Here is a 13,924-nt window from a genome sequence, read left to right as displayed (position 1 = left end):
AATATCGAGGGCCGTGATGAGCCGTATCAAAGTCAATCTGACGCTGGAGGCAAAGGTGGTCGCCAAAGCGCGGGATCTGGGCCTGAACATGTCGCGTCTTGCGGAGGCGGCCATCGTTGACGCCTGCAAGGCCGAGCAGAACCGCCGCTGGCGCGAGGAAAACCGTGCCGCGATTGAGGCCTATGGTGAGGAGGTTGCCAGCGCGGCTGTCAGCCTGTCTGAAACCGCGCCAAAGCCGGGGCCAAAGCGAGGGTAGGGGGCCATGGCGCAGTTTGATGTCTACCGTCTTGCGGACGGGCAGCTGGTTGTGGATCTGCAGACCGATCTGATCGGCATAGAGGCCTCGCGCATCGTCGCGCCCTTGCGGGAGGCCGCGCGGTTCACGGCACTGCCGGGTCTGACCCCTGAGGTCGCGTTTGAGGGCGCTCTGTGGCTTGTGCGTGTGCCTGAGGTGCAAACGGTGCCACAAGGCGCGCTGAGCGGCCCTCTGGGCTCTCTGGCGGCGCATAAAGAGCCCTTGAAGAGGGCGTTGGACATCCTGATAAATGGCATATGAGCGGTTTAAAGGCCTCATAAGCGTGAGATTCGCCCATTGTGACCGATAAATCAAGATTATTGGACATGACCGGGTCTTGCATGTTGCGGCGCTTTTTGCGGAAAAATCTGGTCATAAGCGCCGCGTGCGATTAGGCTCCCGAACATGATAGCCGCGCCGTCTTCTCTCTCTTTGCAGGATTTGAGCCTTGATCTGCCTCCGCTGGATCAGGGGCACGCGGCCTCTTCTCTGGCGGCGCAATCGCTGGAAGATGCCGCTTTTCTTTCAGGCACAGCGCTGTCGCGGCTCAATATCGTTCTTTCGCAGGCGGCTTTGCCACAGCCCTTGCTGCGTGAGCGATTGGCCCTGCGCGCGGCGGAAGCCTGCGTGATTGCCACCGGTCGGCCGGAGCGTCTGGCGGAGCTGCGGGATGCGGTTCTCTTTCTGCGCCCCGAGGATCAACCCGGCCCGGCCGGAGACACCTACCAAAGCTGGCTGCGCGCGGCGGCCAGACCGTTGAGCGCGGTCGCCTTGCATCGCGCCTTTCCGCAATATGATACGGCGGAGATCGAAACCTGGATGGCCGCTGAGGGCGAGGGGGCTTCGCGCAACCCGCTGTCCAGCGCGGCCGCGACTCTGGAGGCGGTTCTGCGCGATCAGCCAAAGGCCGAGGCTCTGGCGCTGGCGCTTGCGGATGCCACCCTGTCAAAAAAGATGCGCTGGTCCTACCTAGTCCCGCTGCTTGCGCTCAGCCTCACGCCCCGCGATCTGCGCAAATCCGGCGAAGCGCTGCACTTGGCCTGCCATCAGGCCGCAGCCTCGGGGGCAGAGCAGGCCATCGGGCTGGCGCTTGGCCTGATCCGCAAGGCAGAGGTTCTGCGCGCCATTGCCCCAAAGCTGCGCGCCAAAGGGGCGGCGCAGGCGGTCGACCTCTTTCTGTCTCATGACGCTGTGGCCCCTCAGGCGTTGACCCATCTCATGTCAGATCGTGCCGCGCGGCGGTTTTGTGACCGGCTGGTGAGCCTTGGCGTCGCGCGCGAATTGACCGGGCGCGAAAGCTTCCGGCTCTACGGGATCTGAGCCGATGAAAGACCGCACAGAGCCTGTTTTGGATCGCGAACTTCTAGGCGTTGAACCCGCCCTGCGCTGGCGCGAATGGATGCGCCGGATCGAGGCGGTGCTCTTTGCCTCCGCATCCCCGGTGCCCAAAGAGGATTTGGCCCGCGTGGTGGGGCAGGGGGCGTCGGTTGATCTGCTGATTGATGATCTCGCCGCCGATCTGGAAGGCCGCGCCTTTGAGATCGCCGCCGTGAATGACGGCTGGATCCTGCGCACCCGCCCGGCCTATGCACCCGCCATCCATGCCGCCGCCCATCTGGGCGCGCATCTGGTGGACCTTGGCGAGTTTGAAATCGCCGTGCTCGCCGCCATCGCCTACCGCCAGCCGATCACCCGCGACGGTCTCAAAGACATCTTTGGCAAAGACATCAGCCGCGATCTCATCGGCCGCCTGCATGAGCGCGGCCTCATCGGCACCGGCCCCCGCAGCCCGAGACGCGGCGCGCCCTACACTTTTGTGACAACCGATCAGTTTTTGGTGGCGTTCGATCTGGAAAGCCTTAGAGATTTGCCCGATCGTGAAATGCTGACAGATGCGGGTCTGCATCCGGAGGGTTGAGGTGCTGATCCGACTAGAGAAAATCAATCCTGGCCGCCGCCAGCGTCGCTTCTACGTGCTTTATGTCACGCAGACGCTCTTTGGCGAATGGTGCGTGATCCACGAATGGGGCCGCCTTGGCCACAAGGGCAGCAAAAGCCGCATCGAGTATCTCGCAACCGAGGCCGCGGCCCATGATGTCTGTATTGATCTGAAAGCCGCCAAGATGCGCAACGGCTATGCCTCAATCCCGGTGCAGCTGACCCTGTTTGGCGACAGCCTCTGACGCGCAGACTTGGCGCGGATCTGGCACAGCAAAATGTTAGGGAACCCGTTTACAGGATGGGGTAAACCATGCTTTCCGGCGACCGCAGCCGCCGGAAACTCTTATGTCTTAAACCTTAGAAGGTTTTTGCCAGCGAGACCTTGAGGGTCCGGCCCGGTGCCGGGCGGGTGGCAAGGTAGGGGGTGTAGAGTTTGTCAAAGGCGTTCTCCAGACCCATGCGCACTTCCAGCCCTTCAAAGGCGCCTTCCTGCGGGCGATAGGTGGCACGCAGATTGTGCACCACATAGCCTGGGGCCTCGCTGCCGTTGACCTCGGTTTCGGCATTGGCCACCATTTCCCAGCTCAGATCCCACTTGCGGTCAAAGCGCTTACCAAGTGTCAGGCGCAGCTGATCAGCAGGCAGGTTGCGCCAGTCCAGCACATCGCCATTGGTGCGGATCTCGTCGCCATCCTGGAAGTTGGCGTTCACATCCGCATAAAAACCACTCTCCAGCGCGTAACGGCCTTCAAGCTCGATACCGGTCAGTTCCACACGGTCCACGTTGCGGTAAGAGGTGATGTCCCAGATGTCGGTCTGATACACGGTTGCTTTAAACGCGATGCTGTCCTGTTCGCGGAACACACCGGTGTTGGCATAGGAGGTGCCAATCTCATAGTTGCGTGCTTTTTCGCTCTGGGTCATGAAGACCGGCGTGCCGAGGTCATCAATGATAGGCATGCTCTCGGTGTAGCCCACGCTGCCCAAAACCGACCAGCCGCTGGCGAATTTATACTGCGCAGACACGCCGCCCATCAGGGCGCTGTTGTCATATTTTCCATCTGCAGAACCGTTGCCCTCAATGGTCTGATCCTCAAAGCGCACACCCGGCGTCAGGGTCAGCCCGTTGCCAAAGTCGATGTCATCCACGACGAACACAGCAACCCGGTCATCCGTGCCGCCCGGCGCAGAAGACGCATCCAGACGATCGCGACGGCTGAGTTCAACACCGTAACGCATATCGTGTGTGGCCTGCCCGGTGCTGAACAGCGAGGTGTTCTTCACCAGCAGCTTGGTGGTTTCATACTGGTGATCGGCTTCCACAAGAGGCTCAAGGAACGGGAAGCTTGGCGTGCCTTCCAGAGAGGACGACCCCGCCACATAGCTCTGGTCAATGGTCTGATCGGAGTAGCTCAGCTTCACTTCCAGATCGATCAGGTCATTGTCCGCCGGATTGTAGCCATAGGTCAGCACGCCAATGGTATTTTCCAGATCGCGGTCCACGTTGCCAAAGGCATCAGTGGTGGTGCCAAAGCTGTCGTATGGCACGTCTTTTTCAGACGAGTTGGTGTGGCTCAGGCTAAGCTCAAGACGGTGGGAGAGATCGTCCCCAAAAACGCCGCGCATTTTGAGCGCATAAGACGGCAGTTCAAACGCGGAGTTCCCGATGATTTCACCAGCACCATCTTTCTGGTTTTTTTGCTCGCTGTAGGTAAAGTTGCCGAGCACTTCGAAATTCTCAGTTGGCTGCCAGGCCAGAATGGAGGAGCTTGAGAACCCGCTGCCGTTGGTGTTGCCTTGCAGGGTTTGGCGGAACTTGAAGCCAACTTCACCACCGGTGAAATCAGAAGCGTCTTTGGTTTCCAACAGAACCACGCCGCCGATGGCACCAGAGCCATATTCAAAAGAGCCGCCCAGACCGCGCAGTACAGAGACCTCTTTATAAAGCGCCGGGTCGGTGAACAGCTGGGTGCTGATCCGGTAAAGCTCTTCGGAGCCAACGGAGGCGCCGTCCACCTGGATCAGAACTTTCTGATCGCTGCCGAAAGTGCTGTTTGCGCCAAAGCCACGGATGTTGATGCCGGAGCCTTGTGGCGTTGCACCGTTGATCAGGGTCACACCGGGCACACTGTCGATCAGCTCGGCAACCGTGGTGGCCTGACGGTCATCAATCTCTTCCTGTTCAATAACAGTGATGGAGTTGGCCGTGTCCGTTTGAATGTCGCGCTTGGAGCGTTTCAGCACAATTTCATCAAGCAGAATGACGCCGTCGGTCACGCCGTCCAGAACACCGTCGCTCAGGCTGTCTTGCGCCATGACGGATGTGGTTGAAATGAGCGCGGCGCTGCAGAGCAGTGCTGCTCTGCGAGTGGTGCAGGCAAACATGGAAATCCCCTTCCAATAGTCTGTTCAAGATGCTGGCGGGGGAGGCTGGCGACGACTTGTTGAGTGAGTCTGTTCGCTCTCCGGCGAACGACTTGCGCTCGTTAATAAATCGCACTATTTCTGTCAACAATGTGATTCAACTTGATCACCGACGCCAGCACCCTGTGACTATTCTGCACACGCCAGCCTGTCTCCAGACCTTTACGCCTTGATGACTGACAGGAGCGCGCACTATGGCCGCCACTTCCGCCCTTACTCCGCAAGCAATCCGTGACGCTCGCGCAGAACACAGCACCCTTCGGGAGCGTGACCTCGCAGACCAGCTTGGCATTTCCGAAGCGGAACTGATCGCCGCCCATGTTGGCGAGGGCGTGACCTGTGTGACCGCAGAGCTGGATCCGCTGTTTGCCGCCTTTGAGCGTCTGGGCGAAGTCATGGCCCTGACCCGCAACCGCTCCTGCGTGATCGAGAAGGTGGGCGAATATGCCAACTACCGGTCAGGCGACCACGCGGCGTTGGTGGTCAATGAAGAGATCGACCTGCGCATGTTCCCCGGCCACTGGAAACATGCCTTTGCCGTGGAGAAGTCCACCGACAAAGGTGTGAAGCGCTCCATTCAGGTGTTTGATGCGGCTGGTGATGCGGTGCACAAGGTCCACCTGCGCGAGGCCTCCAATCTTGAAGCATGGGACGCGATTGTTGCGGAGCTGAAACTGTCTGAGCAATCCGATGCGTTGACTGTCGAGCCGCGCAAGCCTGTTGAGGGTGCGAAGGGCGATGCGGAGAAAGCTGAAAAGCTGCGCGCGGAGTGGGACAAGCTCACCGACACCCATCAGTTCATGCAGCTCACCCGCAAAATGAAGATGAACCGTCTTGGGGCCTACCGCATTGCGGGCGCGCCTTATGCCCGGTCGCTTGCGCCCAAATCCGTCGAAGCGCTGCTGCACCGCGCGTCTGAGAAAGAAGTGCCGGTGATGATCTTCGTCGGCAATGCGGGATGCATCGAAATTCACACCGGCCCGGTGGCGCGCATTGTGGAAATGGGCCCTTGGATCAACGTGCTTGATCCCGGCCACGATCTTCATCTGCGCAAGGACCACATCGCCGAGGTCTACGCGGTCACCAAAAGCACCCGTCGCGGGCCGGCCATCTCGGTTGAGGCCTTTGATGCCGAGGGCGCGTTGATTGCGCAGTTCTTTGGTGTGCTGCGCGATGACGATGCGGCGGCGGGCTGGAATGCCCTGATGGCCGATCTTGAAGACAGCTTTGCGGAGGTTCCGGCATGATGAAATTGAGCGGAATAGCGGCCACACAGTCCGTGATGGCCGGTGCACTGGCAATCCTGCTGGGCACCACCTTGCAAGCGGATGAACCAGCCTCCCGCATTGTCGCGGTCGGCGGCGCGGTCACCGAAATCGTCTACGCACTTGAGGAAGAAGACCGCCTTGTTGCGCGTGACACCACCTCCAACTTCCCGGCTGAGGCGCGCGATCTGCCCGATGTGGGCTATATCCGCCGCCTGTCCCCGGAAGGCCTCTTGTCGGTCAATCCCGATCTCATCATCAGTGAGGCGGGTGCCGGTCCGCTGGAAACCATGGAACTGCTGCGCGAGGCCGCCATTCCGGTGGCGGAAATCAACGACGGTTTCACCCGCGAAGCCATCAGCGAAAAGATCCTCACCGTGGCCGGAATTCTGGGGGTTCAGGAGAAAGGCGAGGCGCTGGCGGCTCAAACCGACGCGGCCATCGCCGAGGCGCTTGCCAAAGTCGACACCACCCACCGCCCCAAAGTGCTCTTTATCCTGTCCGCCGCGGGGGGGCGCGTGATGGCGGCTGGCACCAACACCAGCGCGGATGCGATCATCTCGCTTGCGGGTGGCCAGAACGCCGCCACCGGTTTTGAAGGCTTCAAACCCATGACCGACGAAGCCATCGCCACCAGCGGGGCCGAAGTCATTCTGATGATGGGCCGTCAGGGCGATCACAGCGCCAGCAATGAAACCCTGCGCGCCCACCCTGCCATTGGCCAGACACCGGCCGCCCTCAATGAGGCGGTGGTGCGCATGGACGGCATGTTGCTTCTGGGCTTCTCCGTCCGCACCGCGCAGGCGATTTCCGAGCTGGCCGACGCTTTGGCGGACATTGAAAGCTGATGGCCTTCGCACTGCACACGCCAGCTGCAGCGCCCCTTGAGGGCGACCGCAGCCATCGCGCCCATCGGCTCACTTTGGTGCTGGTGGGTGGTCTGCTGCTTGCCATGCTGGCCTCTCTCGCCATTGGCGCATCCGGCACCTCGCTCTGGCAGGCGCTCTGGGATCTGGCCCGCGGCGAGGAGCTTGAGCTGCGCGAGCGCGTCGTGCTCTGGGACATCCGCCTGCCGCGCACCTTGATGGGCGTGGCGGTTGGCGCCGCACTGGCGGTGTCCGGCGCAACCATGCAGGGGCTCTTTCGCAACCCACTGGCCGACCCCGGCCTGATCGGCGTCAGCGCCGGTGCTGCCTTCGGGGCCATCGTCGCCATTGTGCTTGGCGGCCTGTTGCCTGCCGCGATCAGCGCCGCGCTTGGCTATTACATTGTGCCGATTGCCGCCTTTGCGGGCAGCTGGGCCATGACCCTGATCCTCTATCATGTCTCCACCCGCAAAGGGCGCACCTCTGTCGCCACCATGCTGCTGGCGGGGATCGGCCTTGGCGCGCTGACCGGCGCTGTTGGCGGCGTGCTCATTTATATCGCCGATGACGCCCAACTGCGCACGCTCACCTTCTGGGGCATGGGCTCCATTGCCGGGGCCACATGGTCCAAACTCTTTGCCGCCCTGCCGCTGATGCTGGCCGCCCTGATTGCCACGCCTTTCATTGCCAAAGGCCTCAACGGTCTGGCGCTTGGCGAAGCCGCCGCCAGCCACATGGGCATCGACGTGCAGCGCACCAAAAATGTCGCCATCCTTGCGGTTGCCGCGGCCGTCGGCGCAGCCGTTGCGGTCAGCGGCGGCATCGGCTTTGTCGGCATCGTGGTGCCACACCTTCTGCGCCTCGCTGTGGGGCCGGATCACACCTACCTCTTGCGCAACTCCGCGCTCTTGGGCGCCACGCTCCTGCTGGTGGCCGACATCATCAGCCGCATGATCATCGCCCCCGCCGAATTGCCCATCGGCATCATCATGGCCGTCATCGGTGGCCCCTTCTTCCTCTGGATCCTGCTGCGCCGCCGCGGCCTCGTGGATATGTAAGCCATGCTCTCAGCCACAAATATCACCGTCACCTTTGGCAGCCGCGACGTGCTGCATGATGTGTCCTTTAACGCCGCCCCCGGCGCGTTGACCGCCATCGTTGGCCCCAACGGCTCGGGCAAAACCACGCTCTTGAAAGCCATGACCGCCGAAGTGCTCCACGGTGGCAAAGTGCTGCTCAACGGCACCGACGTCGACACAGCCAAACCCTGGCAGCTTGCCGCCATGCGCGGCGTGCTGCCTCAGGCCACACCGCTGGCCTTTCCCTTCACCGTGGCCGAAGTGGTCCGCTTGGGGCTGATGAACGGCACCTCCGGCGGCAGCCCGCATCTGGTGCCCGCCGCGTTGGAACGTGTCGGCCTCAGCGGCTATGCCGCGCGCTTTTATCAGGAGCTCTCCGGTGGCGAGCAACAGCGGGTGCAGCTCGCTCGCGTTCTGGCGCAGGTCTGGGAGCCGACACAGAAGGGCACCCCCCGCTGGCTGTTTCTGGACGAGCCGGTCTCCGCACTCGACATCGGCCACCAGCTTCTGGTGATGCAGATCGCCCGCGATTTTGCAGATGCGGGCGGCGGCGTTGTGGCGGTGATGCATGATCTCAATCTCACCGCCATGTTTGCCGATGACGTCGCCCTGATCAGCGATGGCCGCATCCTTGCCCAAGGCACGCCGGAAGCGGTCTTCACCAACAGCTTGCTGAGCCAAGCCTACCACTGCGCCGTTCAGGTCAACACCACGCCGCCCTCCGGCACCTTCTTATTGCCCCATGTGGCGCAGGCGTGAGGCGGCACCCGCCCCGCAATGAATAAGGACAGATACCATGCATCTTGAGTCTCGTTGGTTGGAAGCTCTGGCGTTTCTGGAGCAGGGCGGCCCGGCAATCTGGGCTATCTCGGCGCTATCGGTCATCACCGGCGCACTGATCCTCTGGAAAATCTGGCGTCTTCTGCTGCTTGGTGCCTGGGCGGGGGAAAAAACCGAATACGCTGTGACCCTCTGGACCAAAGGCGACCGCAAAGGCGCGCTTTCGGTGCTCGACGGTCGACGCTCCCTGCGCGCGGTTGTGGCCAACGCCGCCATGCAGGTCTGTGCTGAGGGGCGGCTCTCACCGGAAGAGCAGCGAGAAGAGATCGAACGGGTGGCGCGCCGCAAACTGGCCGATGGCCGCAGCGGATTGCGCGCCCTTGAACTCATCGCCACCATCGCGCCCCTGCTTGGGCTTCTCGGCACGGTTCTGGGTATGATCGCCGCTTTCCAAACCCTGCAACAGGCAGGCTCGCGCGCCGACCCCGCCGCTTTGGCCGGGGGCATCTGGGAAGCGCTTTTGACCACCGCCGCCGGCATGGCTGTGGCCATCCCCGCCTCCATCGCGCTCACATGGTTTGAATCCGTGGTCACGCGCTCTCAGGAAGACATGGAAGATGCGGCCACCCGCATTCTCACCAGCGGCAAAGACAACAGCACCCAGCTGATGGCGGCGGAATAAGATGAAATTCGCCGCTGCCCCCACGCGCCGCAGGCCCAGCCTGACACCGATGATCGACGTGGTCTTTCTGTTGCTGGTGTTCTTTATGCTGGCCTCGCGCTTTGGGCAGGAAATGGAAATCCCGCTGCCGCTCAGCGCCGCCTCTGACCGCCCCTATGGAGGCCCGCCGCGTCTGGTCGAAGTGCGCCCCGAAAGTGTCAGCCTAAACGGGGTGGCCACACCGGTCGAAGATCTGCTGGCGGAACTTGGCACAATGATGCTCTCACACAGCGACGCCATTGTGGTGCGCGCGCGCGACGAAGCCGATCTGCAGCGCGTCGTGGATGTGATGCAGCGCCTGTCTGATGCCGGATATGAAACATTGGTTCTGGTGGAGTAACCCTCATGCGCATTGCAACAGCCCCCAAACGTGCCGCTGCCGAAAGTGTGATCCCGATGATCAACGTGGTCTTCCTGTTGCTGATCTTCTTTCTGATGACCGCGCAGATCACACCGCCGGAACCTTTCGAAGTTTCCCCGCCCGCAGCCGATTTGGACACGCCCGCAGATGGTCAGGCCATCCTGCATATCTCCTCTGAGGGCGAGCTGGCGTATCAGGAGGCACGCGGCGAAGCAGATGTTTTGGCGGCTTTGACCGATTATCCCGAAAATGAGCCCCTGATGCTGCGCGCAGACCGTGCCGTCTCCGCACAGGAGATCGCAGCACTTCTGCCAAAACTCGCGGCAGCAGGGGTGCGGGATCTCAAACTGGTGTCGGCCCTGCAATGAGACTGGCGCGCATCACCTCAGAAGCCCTTGTGTTTGGCGGCATCGTCACCGCTGGCCATCTCGCCTTCTTTGCCCCGCAATTGGAAAGCGGCCTGCAAAGCGCAGGGGATGCGGGTGCGGACCTTCTGCAGATGATGGCCTCCAATGCCAGCATCGCCGCTTTGGTGGAAACCTGGGATGCGCCGCCTGATCTACCTGAGGCCATGGATCTTTCCATGCCACAGCAAAGCGTGCCGCAAGACGCGCCACCGCCCATGCCCGTGGCCGCCGCAGAGGTCTCACCTCAGATGAGTGACATGCAGGCGTTGAACCTGCCCTCCGCAGATGGCCCGCCTTTGCCCGTCGCACCTGCGGCCCAAGCGCCAAACCTGCAATCAGATATGGCGACCCCTCCGGCACAGTTGCCACCCGAGCAACCGGCCCCTCCTCAGGCGGCCCCATCTCAGGTCACACCCAGAGCTGCGCCCCCTGAATTGCCCAAGCCGATGGAGGCACCGGTATTAGAGGCCGCGCCCAAGGCACCGGCCTCTCCGCCCCCGCCGCCAAAGCCTCCGGCACCTGAGAAGAAGAAGACGGAGAAGAAAGCCGCGCAATCGGCCACCGACTCCATCCAGATCAACGCACGGCGTGCACAGGGCGAAGGCGGCAAAACCGCCAAAGGCAAAAACGGGGATGAGCAAACCGCCTCCGTGTCCAACGCCAAACGCAAAAGCCTCGCCCGCAAATGGGCCCAGTCTGTGCGCGCGCGTATTGCCCAACGCGCCCCTCGTGGTGTGGGCAAAGGCAAAGCCTTTGTGCGGATCACCGTTTCTGCAGACGGCAAGGTCTCCGGCATCTCTCTGTTAAAGGGCTCCGGCAACACCCGATTGGACCAAGCCGCCCTCAAAGCCGTGCGCGCGGCGGGCCGTATGCCAAAGGCCCCCGCCGGTCTCGGTGTACCCAGCCTGAAAATGGACATCCCCATTTCCTCCAAATAACCCCGTTGCGGAATCTGCCTTTCAGCGTTCGTTGGTCTTGGCAGTCAGAATCTTCCACCTCCGCGAAACGTACGCGTTACCGACGCGATACCGACGTTTGAGTTTGGCGTTGCGTTGTGTGTTTCGGAACGCTGTCCTCATTTTGTGGCGAGTCTTCAGCGAGTCTTTGGCCGAGTCTGCCACGAGTCTGTGGGTTACTCTGTGGATAACGTTGGTTTGCGGGGATTTGGGTATGGTTTTTGGGATTTTTGGTGTGGTTGTGTGCGGTTAAGTCATTGATATTGTTTATTTTTGCAAGAAAGTTTTTGAATTTGGGAAAAAAGTGAAAAAAGCGCTTGCGGCTGGTGGGTGATAACCTTAGAACCCCCTTCACCGGCGGCGCTGAGGCGCACAACGGCGGGACGGACTGGCAGGGAGCGGCGCTCTGGGTTGGGAAGTTCTGGAAATATCGAGCAGTATCAGCGGGTTGCGCTAGGAGGTTTTTCGGCGCGGTCTGGTGGTTTTGTCTCTGGGGTTCTTGTTTGGGCTCCGACGTTATTTGACATTGTGATGACACTGAAGAGATATGAGGGCGGTTTGGTTCTTTCGATGAACAAACACCTGCATATCGGCTCTTAGGCTTCGGCTGATAATAGAGTTTACAACAGCTTCACTGTTTGGTGGCTTTCGGTACCTTTGGTACCTGAGCACATTGAACAGTTTGAGTTCATCCGGGATTAGCCTCCTGGATGAGATGTGCAGAGGTTCGAACGTCAAGGATACGCTGGTAACAGCGTTTCAACTTGAGAGTTTGATCCTGGCTCAGAACGAACGCTGGCGGCAGGCCTAACACATGCAAGTCGAGCGCGCCCTTCGGGGTGAGCGGCGGACGGGTTAGTAACGCGTGGGAACGTACCCTTCTCTAAGGAATAGCCTCTGGAAACGGAGAGTAATACCTTATACGCCCTTCGGGGGAAAGATTTATCGGAGAGGGATCGGCCCGCGTTAGATTAGATAGTTGGTGGGGTAACGGCCTACCAAGTCTACGATCTATAGCTGGTTTTAGAGGATGATCAGCAACACTGGGACTGAGACACGGCCCAGACTCCTACGGGAGGCAGCAGTGGGGAATCTTGGACAATGGGCGCAAGCCTGATCCAGCCATGCCGCGTGAGTGATGAAGGCCCTAGGGTCGTAAAGCTCTTTCGCCTGTGATGATAATGACAGTAGCAGGTAAAGAAACCCCGGCTAACTCCGTGCCAGCAGCCGCGGTAATACGGAGGGGGTTAGCGTTGTTCGGAATTACTGGGCGTAAAGCGCGCGTAGGCGGGTTGTTAAGTTAGAGGTGAAATCCCGGGGCTCAACCCCGGAACTGCCTTTAATACTGGCAACCTAGAGTTCGAGAGAGGTGAGTGGAATTCCGAGTGTAGAGGTGAAATTCGTAGATATTCGGAGGAACACCAGTGGCGAAGGCGGCTCACTGGCTCGATACTGACGCTGAGGTGCGAAAGTGTGGGGAGCAAACAGGATTAGATACCCTGGTAGTCCACACCGTAAACGATGAATGCCAGTCGTCGGGTAGCATGCTATTCGGTGACACACCTAACGGATTAAGCATTCCGCCTGGGGAGTACGGTCGCAAGATTAAAACTCAAAGGAATTGACGGGGGCCCGCACAAGCGGTGGAGCATGTGGTTTAATTCGAAGCAACGCGCAGAACCTTACCAACCCTTGACATCCTAGGACAACTCCAGAGATGGAGCCTTCCTTCGGGACCTAGTGACAGGTGCTGCATGGCTGTCGTCAGCTCGTGTCGTGAGATGTTCGGTTAAGTCCGGCAACGAGCGCAACCCACATCCTTAGTTGCCAGCAGTTCGGCTGGGCACTCTAGGGAAACTGCCCGTGATAAGCGGGAGGAAGGTGTGGATGACGTCAAGTCCTCATGGCCCTTACGGGTTGGGCTACACACGTGCTACAATGGCAGTGACAATGGGTTAATCCCAAAAAACTGTCTCAGTTCGGATTGTCGTCTGCAACTCGACGGCATGAAGTCGGAATCGCTAGTAATCGCGTAACAGCATGACGCGGTGAATACGTTCCCGGGCCTTGTACACACCGCCCGTCACACCATGGGAGTTGGTTCTACCCGACGGCCGTGCGCTAACCTTTTGGAGGCAGCGGACCACGGTAGGATCAGCGACTGGGGTGAAGTCGTAACAAGGTAGCCGTAGGGGAACCTGCGGCTGGATCACCTCCTTTCTAAGGATGCACCTAGCAAGTAGGAAAGTTCGCTTTCTCACTTCGTGGATGCACTTAGCAACAGATCGGTACCTTTGCCGATCTATATCAAACGGACCAGGCCGTCCCCATATCTCTTCAGGAATACATCAGGCCTGCCGGCCTGTCTGGGTCGGTAGCTCAGGTGGTTAGAGCGCACGCCTGATAAGCGTGAGGTCGGAGGTTCAAGTCCTCCTCGACCCACCACCATCCTTCGGGATGATAATGGGGCCTTAGCTCAGCTGGGAGAGCGCCTGATTTGCATTCAGGAGGTCAGCGGTTCGATCCCGCTAGGCTCCACCAAATCACTTCCTTCGGAAGTGATGGCGACAGTGGTTTTGCTGCAAGCAAAGCTCACGAAAGCCATTTACCCTCGATTAGATCGCTAAGCACTTGCGAGTGTTTAGCCGTCCAATCGGACATCAGCTTCGCAAGAAGCTTTGACATCGTTTAGAGAGATACAAGTTGTTCCAAAACAGCTCAGTGATGAGAGGTTTTGAGAATAACAATCAACACTGTTTGATCGCCCTAAGTACGGGGATGATCTCAGTCAGGTCTCCTTTTGGAGAGGCGATATTGAAGACTGTTTCC

Annotated in this window: 14 protein-coding genes, 2 tRNA genes and 1 rRNA gene; 16 read left to right on the top strand and 1 reads right to left on the bottom strand. The window is 60.1% G+C overall.

Features of this window, described 5'->3' with window-relative positions; all coding sequences use genetic code 11:
- Positions 1–16 precede the first annotated feature (16 nt).
- The 5 genes from ACO07T_RS18210 (at position 17) to ACO07T_RS18190 (ending at position 2,478) form a co-directional block, all read left to right on the top strand.
- Positions 17–256, top strand: coding sequence for a type II toxin-antitoxin system CcdA family antitoxin (locus ACO07T_RS18210; protein ID WP_422050551.1), 240 nt, complete (start codon positions 17–19; stop codon positions 254–256).
- Between the two features lie 6 nt (positions 257–262).
- Positions 263–556: a CcdB family protein gene (locus tag ACO07T_RS18205; RefSeq protein ID WP_422050550.1), complete on the top strand. Its 294-nt coding sequence runs from the start codon at positions 263–265 to the stop codon at positions 554–556.
- Between the two features lie 144 nt (positions 557–700).
- Positions 701–1,615 carry a DUF1403 family protein gene (locus ACO07T_RS18200; protein WP_422050549.1) on the top strand — a complete coding sequence of 305 codons (915 nt, stop codon included), beginning with the start codon at positions 701–703 and terminating at the stop codon, positions 1,613–1,615.
- A 4-nt stretch (positions 1,616–1,619) separates the two neighbouring features.
- Entirely contained in the window at positions 1,620–2,213 is a 594-nt protein-coding gene (scpB, locus tag ACO07T_RS18195; RefSeq protein ID WP_422050548.1) for an SMC-Scp complex subunit ScpB, read from the top strand.
- Position 2,214: 1 nt separating this feature from the next.
- Positions 2,215–2,478: a WGR domain-containing protein gene (locus ACO07T_RS18190; RefSeq protein ID WP_209065442.1), complete on the top strand. Its 264-nt coding sequence runs from the start codon at positions 2,215–2,217 to the stop codon at positions 2,476–2,478.
- Between the two features lie 115 nt (positions 2,479–2,593).
- Here ACO07T_RS18190 and ACO07T_RS18185 read toward each other — a convergent pair whose 3' ends face one another.
- Entirely contained in the window at positions 2,594–4,621 is a 2,028-nt protein-coding gene (locus ACO07T_RS18185; RefSeq protein ID WP_422050547.1) for a TonB-dependent receptor domain-containing protein, read from the bottom strand.
- A gap of 233 nt (positions 4,622–4,854) precedes the next feature.
- Here ACO07T_RS18185 and ACO07T_RS18180 point away from each other — a divergent pair, with 233 nt between their 5' ends.
- The 11 genes from ACO07T_RS18180 to ACO07T_RS18130 all read left to right on the top strand — a co-directional run bounded on the left by ACO07T_RS18180 (position 4,855) and on the right by ACO07T_RS18130 (position 13,636).
- Complete coding sequence (locus tag ACO07T_RS18180) at positions 4,855–5,907, top strand: hemin-degrading factor (protein ID WP_422050546.1); 1,053 nt, start codon at positions 4,855–4,857, stop codon at positions 5,905–5,907.
- Positions 5,904–6,773 carry a heme/hemin ABC transporter substrate-binding protein gene (locus tag ACO07T_RS18175; RefSeq protein WP_348539480.1) on the top strand — a complete coding sequence of 290 codons (870 nt, stop codon included), beginning with the start codon at positions 5,904–5,906 and terminating at the stop codon, positions 6,771–6,773. Before ACO07T_RS18180 ends, ACO07T_RS18175 begins: the two co-directional genes overlap by 4 nt.
- Positions 6,773–7,849, top strand: coding sequence for a FecCD family ABC transporter permease (locus tag ACO07T_RS18170; RefSeq protein WP_422050545.1), 1,077 nt, complete (start codon positions 6,773–6,775; stop codon positions 7,847–7,849). Before ACO07T_RS18175 ends, ACO07T_RS18170 begins: the two co-directional genes overlap by 1 nt.
- Before the next feature lie 3 nt (positions 7,850–7,852).
- Positions 7,853–8,629, top strand: coding sequence for a heme ABC transporter ATP-binding protein (locus ACO07T_RS18165; RefSeq protein WP_422050544.1), 777 nt, complete (start codon positions 7,853–7,855; stop codon positions 8,627–8,629).
- A gap of 37 nt (positions 8,630–8,666) precedes the next feature.
- Positions 8,667–9,332: a MotA/TolQ/ExbB proton channel family protein gene (locus tag ACO07T_RS18160; protein WP_422050543.1), complete on the top strand. Its 666-nt coding sequence runs from the start codon at positions 8,667–8,669 to the stop codon at positions 9,330–9,332.
- 1 nt (position 9,333) lies between these two features.
- Positions 9,334–9,711 (top strand): ExbD/TolR family protein, encoded by a 378-nt coding sequence (locus ACO07T_RS18155; RefSeq protein WP_422050542.1) that lies wholly within the window; start codon positions 9,334–9,336, stop codon positions 9,709–9,711.
- Positions 9,712–9,716: 5 nt separating this feature from the next.
- Positions 9,717–10,100 (top strand): ExbD/TolR family protein, encoded by a 384-nt coding sequence (locus ACO07T_RS18150; RefSeq protein WP_422050541.1) that lies wholly within the window; start codon positions 9,717–9,719, stop codon positions 10,098–10,100.
- Positions 10,097–11,077, top strand: coding sequence for an energy transducer TonB (locus ACO07T_RS18145; protein WP_422050540.1), 981 nt, complete (start codon positions 10,097–10,099; stop codon positions 11,075–11,077). Before ACO07T_RS18150 ends, ACO07T_RS18145 begins: the two co-directional genes overlap by 4 nt.
- 778 nt (positions 11,078–11,855) lie before the next feature.
- Positions 11,856–13,315: ribosomal RNA gene (locus ACO07T_RS18140) — 16S ribosomal RNA — on the top strand.
- A 148-nt stretch (positions 13,316–13,463) separates the two neighbouring features.
- Positions 13,464–13,540: transfer RNA gene (locus ACO07T_RS18135), tRNA-Ile, on the top strand.
- A gap of 20 nt (positions 13,541–13,560) precedes the next feature.
- Positions 13,561–13,636, top strand: a tRNA-Ala gene (locus ACO07T_RS18130).
- Positions 13,637–13,924: the final 288 nt, after the last annotated feature.

It is taken from the genome of Shimia sp., assembly GCF_965227725.1.
In the GTDB taxonomy this organism is placed as follows: domain Bacteria; phylum Pseudomonadota; class Alphaproteobacteria; order Rhodobacterales; family Rhodobacteraceae; genus Shimia.
Note: the sequence above shows the minus strand (reverse complement) of the source record. Positions and strands in the feature narration are given on the sequence as shown.

Coding starts and splice junctions, on each gene's coding strand:
- ACO07T_RS18175 (WP_348539480.1), top strand. CDS start 5,904: ATGATGAAATTGAGCGGAATAGCGGCCACACAGTCCGTGATGGCCGGT.
- ACO07T_RS18150 (WP_422050541.1), top strand. CDS start 9,717: ATGCGCATTGCAACAGCCCCCAAACGTGCCGCTGCCGAAAGTGTGATC.
- ACO07T_RS18180 (WP_422050546.1), top strand. CDS start 4,855: ATGGCCGCCACTTCCGCCCTTACTCCGCAAGCAATCCGTGACGCTCGC.
- ACO07T_RS18205 (WP_422050550.1), top strand. CDS start 263: ATGGCGCAGTTTGATGTCTACCGTCTTGCGGACGGGCAGCTGGTTGTG.
- ACO07T_RS18210 (WP_422050551.1), top strand. CDS start 17: ATGAGCCGTATCAAAGTCAATCTGACGCTGGAGGCAAAGGTGGTCGCC.
- scpB (WP_422050548.1), top strand. CDS start 1,620: ATGAAAGACCGCACAGAGCCTGTTTTGGATCGCGAACTTCTAGGCGTT.
- ACO07T_RS18165 (WP_422050544.1), top strand. CDS start 7,853: ATGCTCTCAGCCACAAATATCACCGTCACCTTTGGCAGCCGCGACGTG.
- ACO07T_RS18185 (WP_422050547.1), bottom strand. CDS start 4,621: ATGTTTGCCTGCACCACTCGCAGAGCAGCACTGCTCTGCAGCGCCGCG.
- ACO07T_RS18145 (WP_422050540.1), top strand. CDS start 10,097: ATGAGACTGGCGCGCATCACCTCAGAAGCCCTTGTGTTTGGCGGCATC.
- ACO07T_RS18170 (WP_422050545.1), top strand. CDS start 6,773: ATGGCCTTCGCACTGCACACGCCAGCTGCAGCGCCCCTTGAGGGCGAC.
- ACO07T_RS18160 (WP_422050543.1), top strand. CDS start 8,667: ATGCATCTTGAGTCTCGTTGGTTGGAAGCTCTGGCGTTTCTGGAGCAG.
- ACO07T_RS18155 (WP_422050542.1), top strand. CDS start 9,334: ATGAAATTCGCCGCTGCCCCCACGCGCCGCAGGCCCAGCCTGACACCG.
- ACO07T_RS18200 (WP_422050549.1), top strand. CDS start 701: ATGATAGCCGCGCCGTCTTCTCTCTCTTTGCAGGATTTGAGCCTTGAT.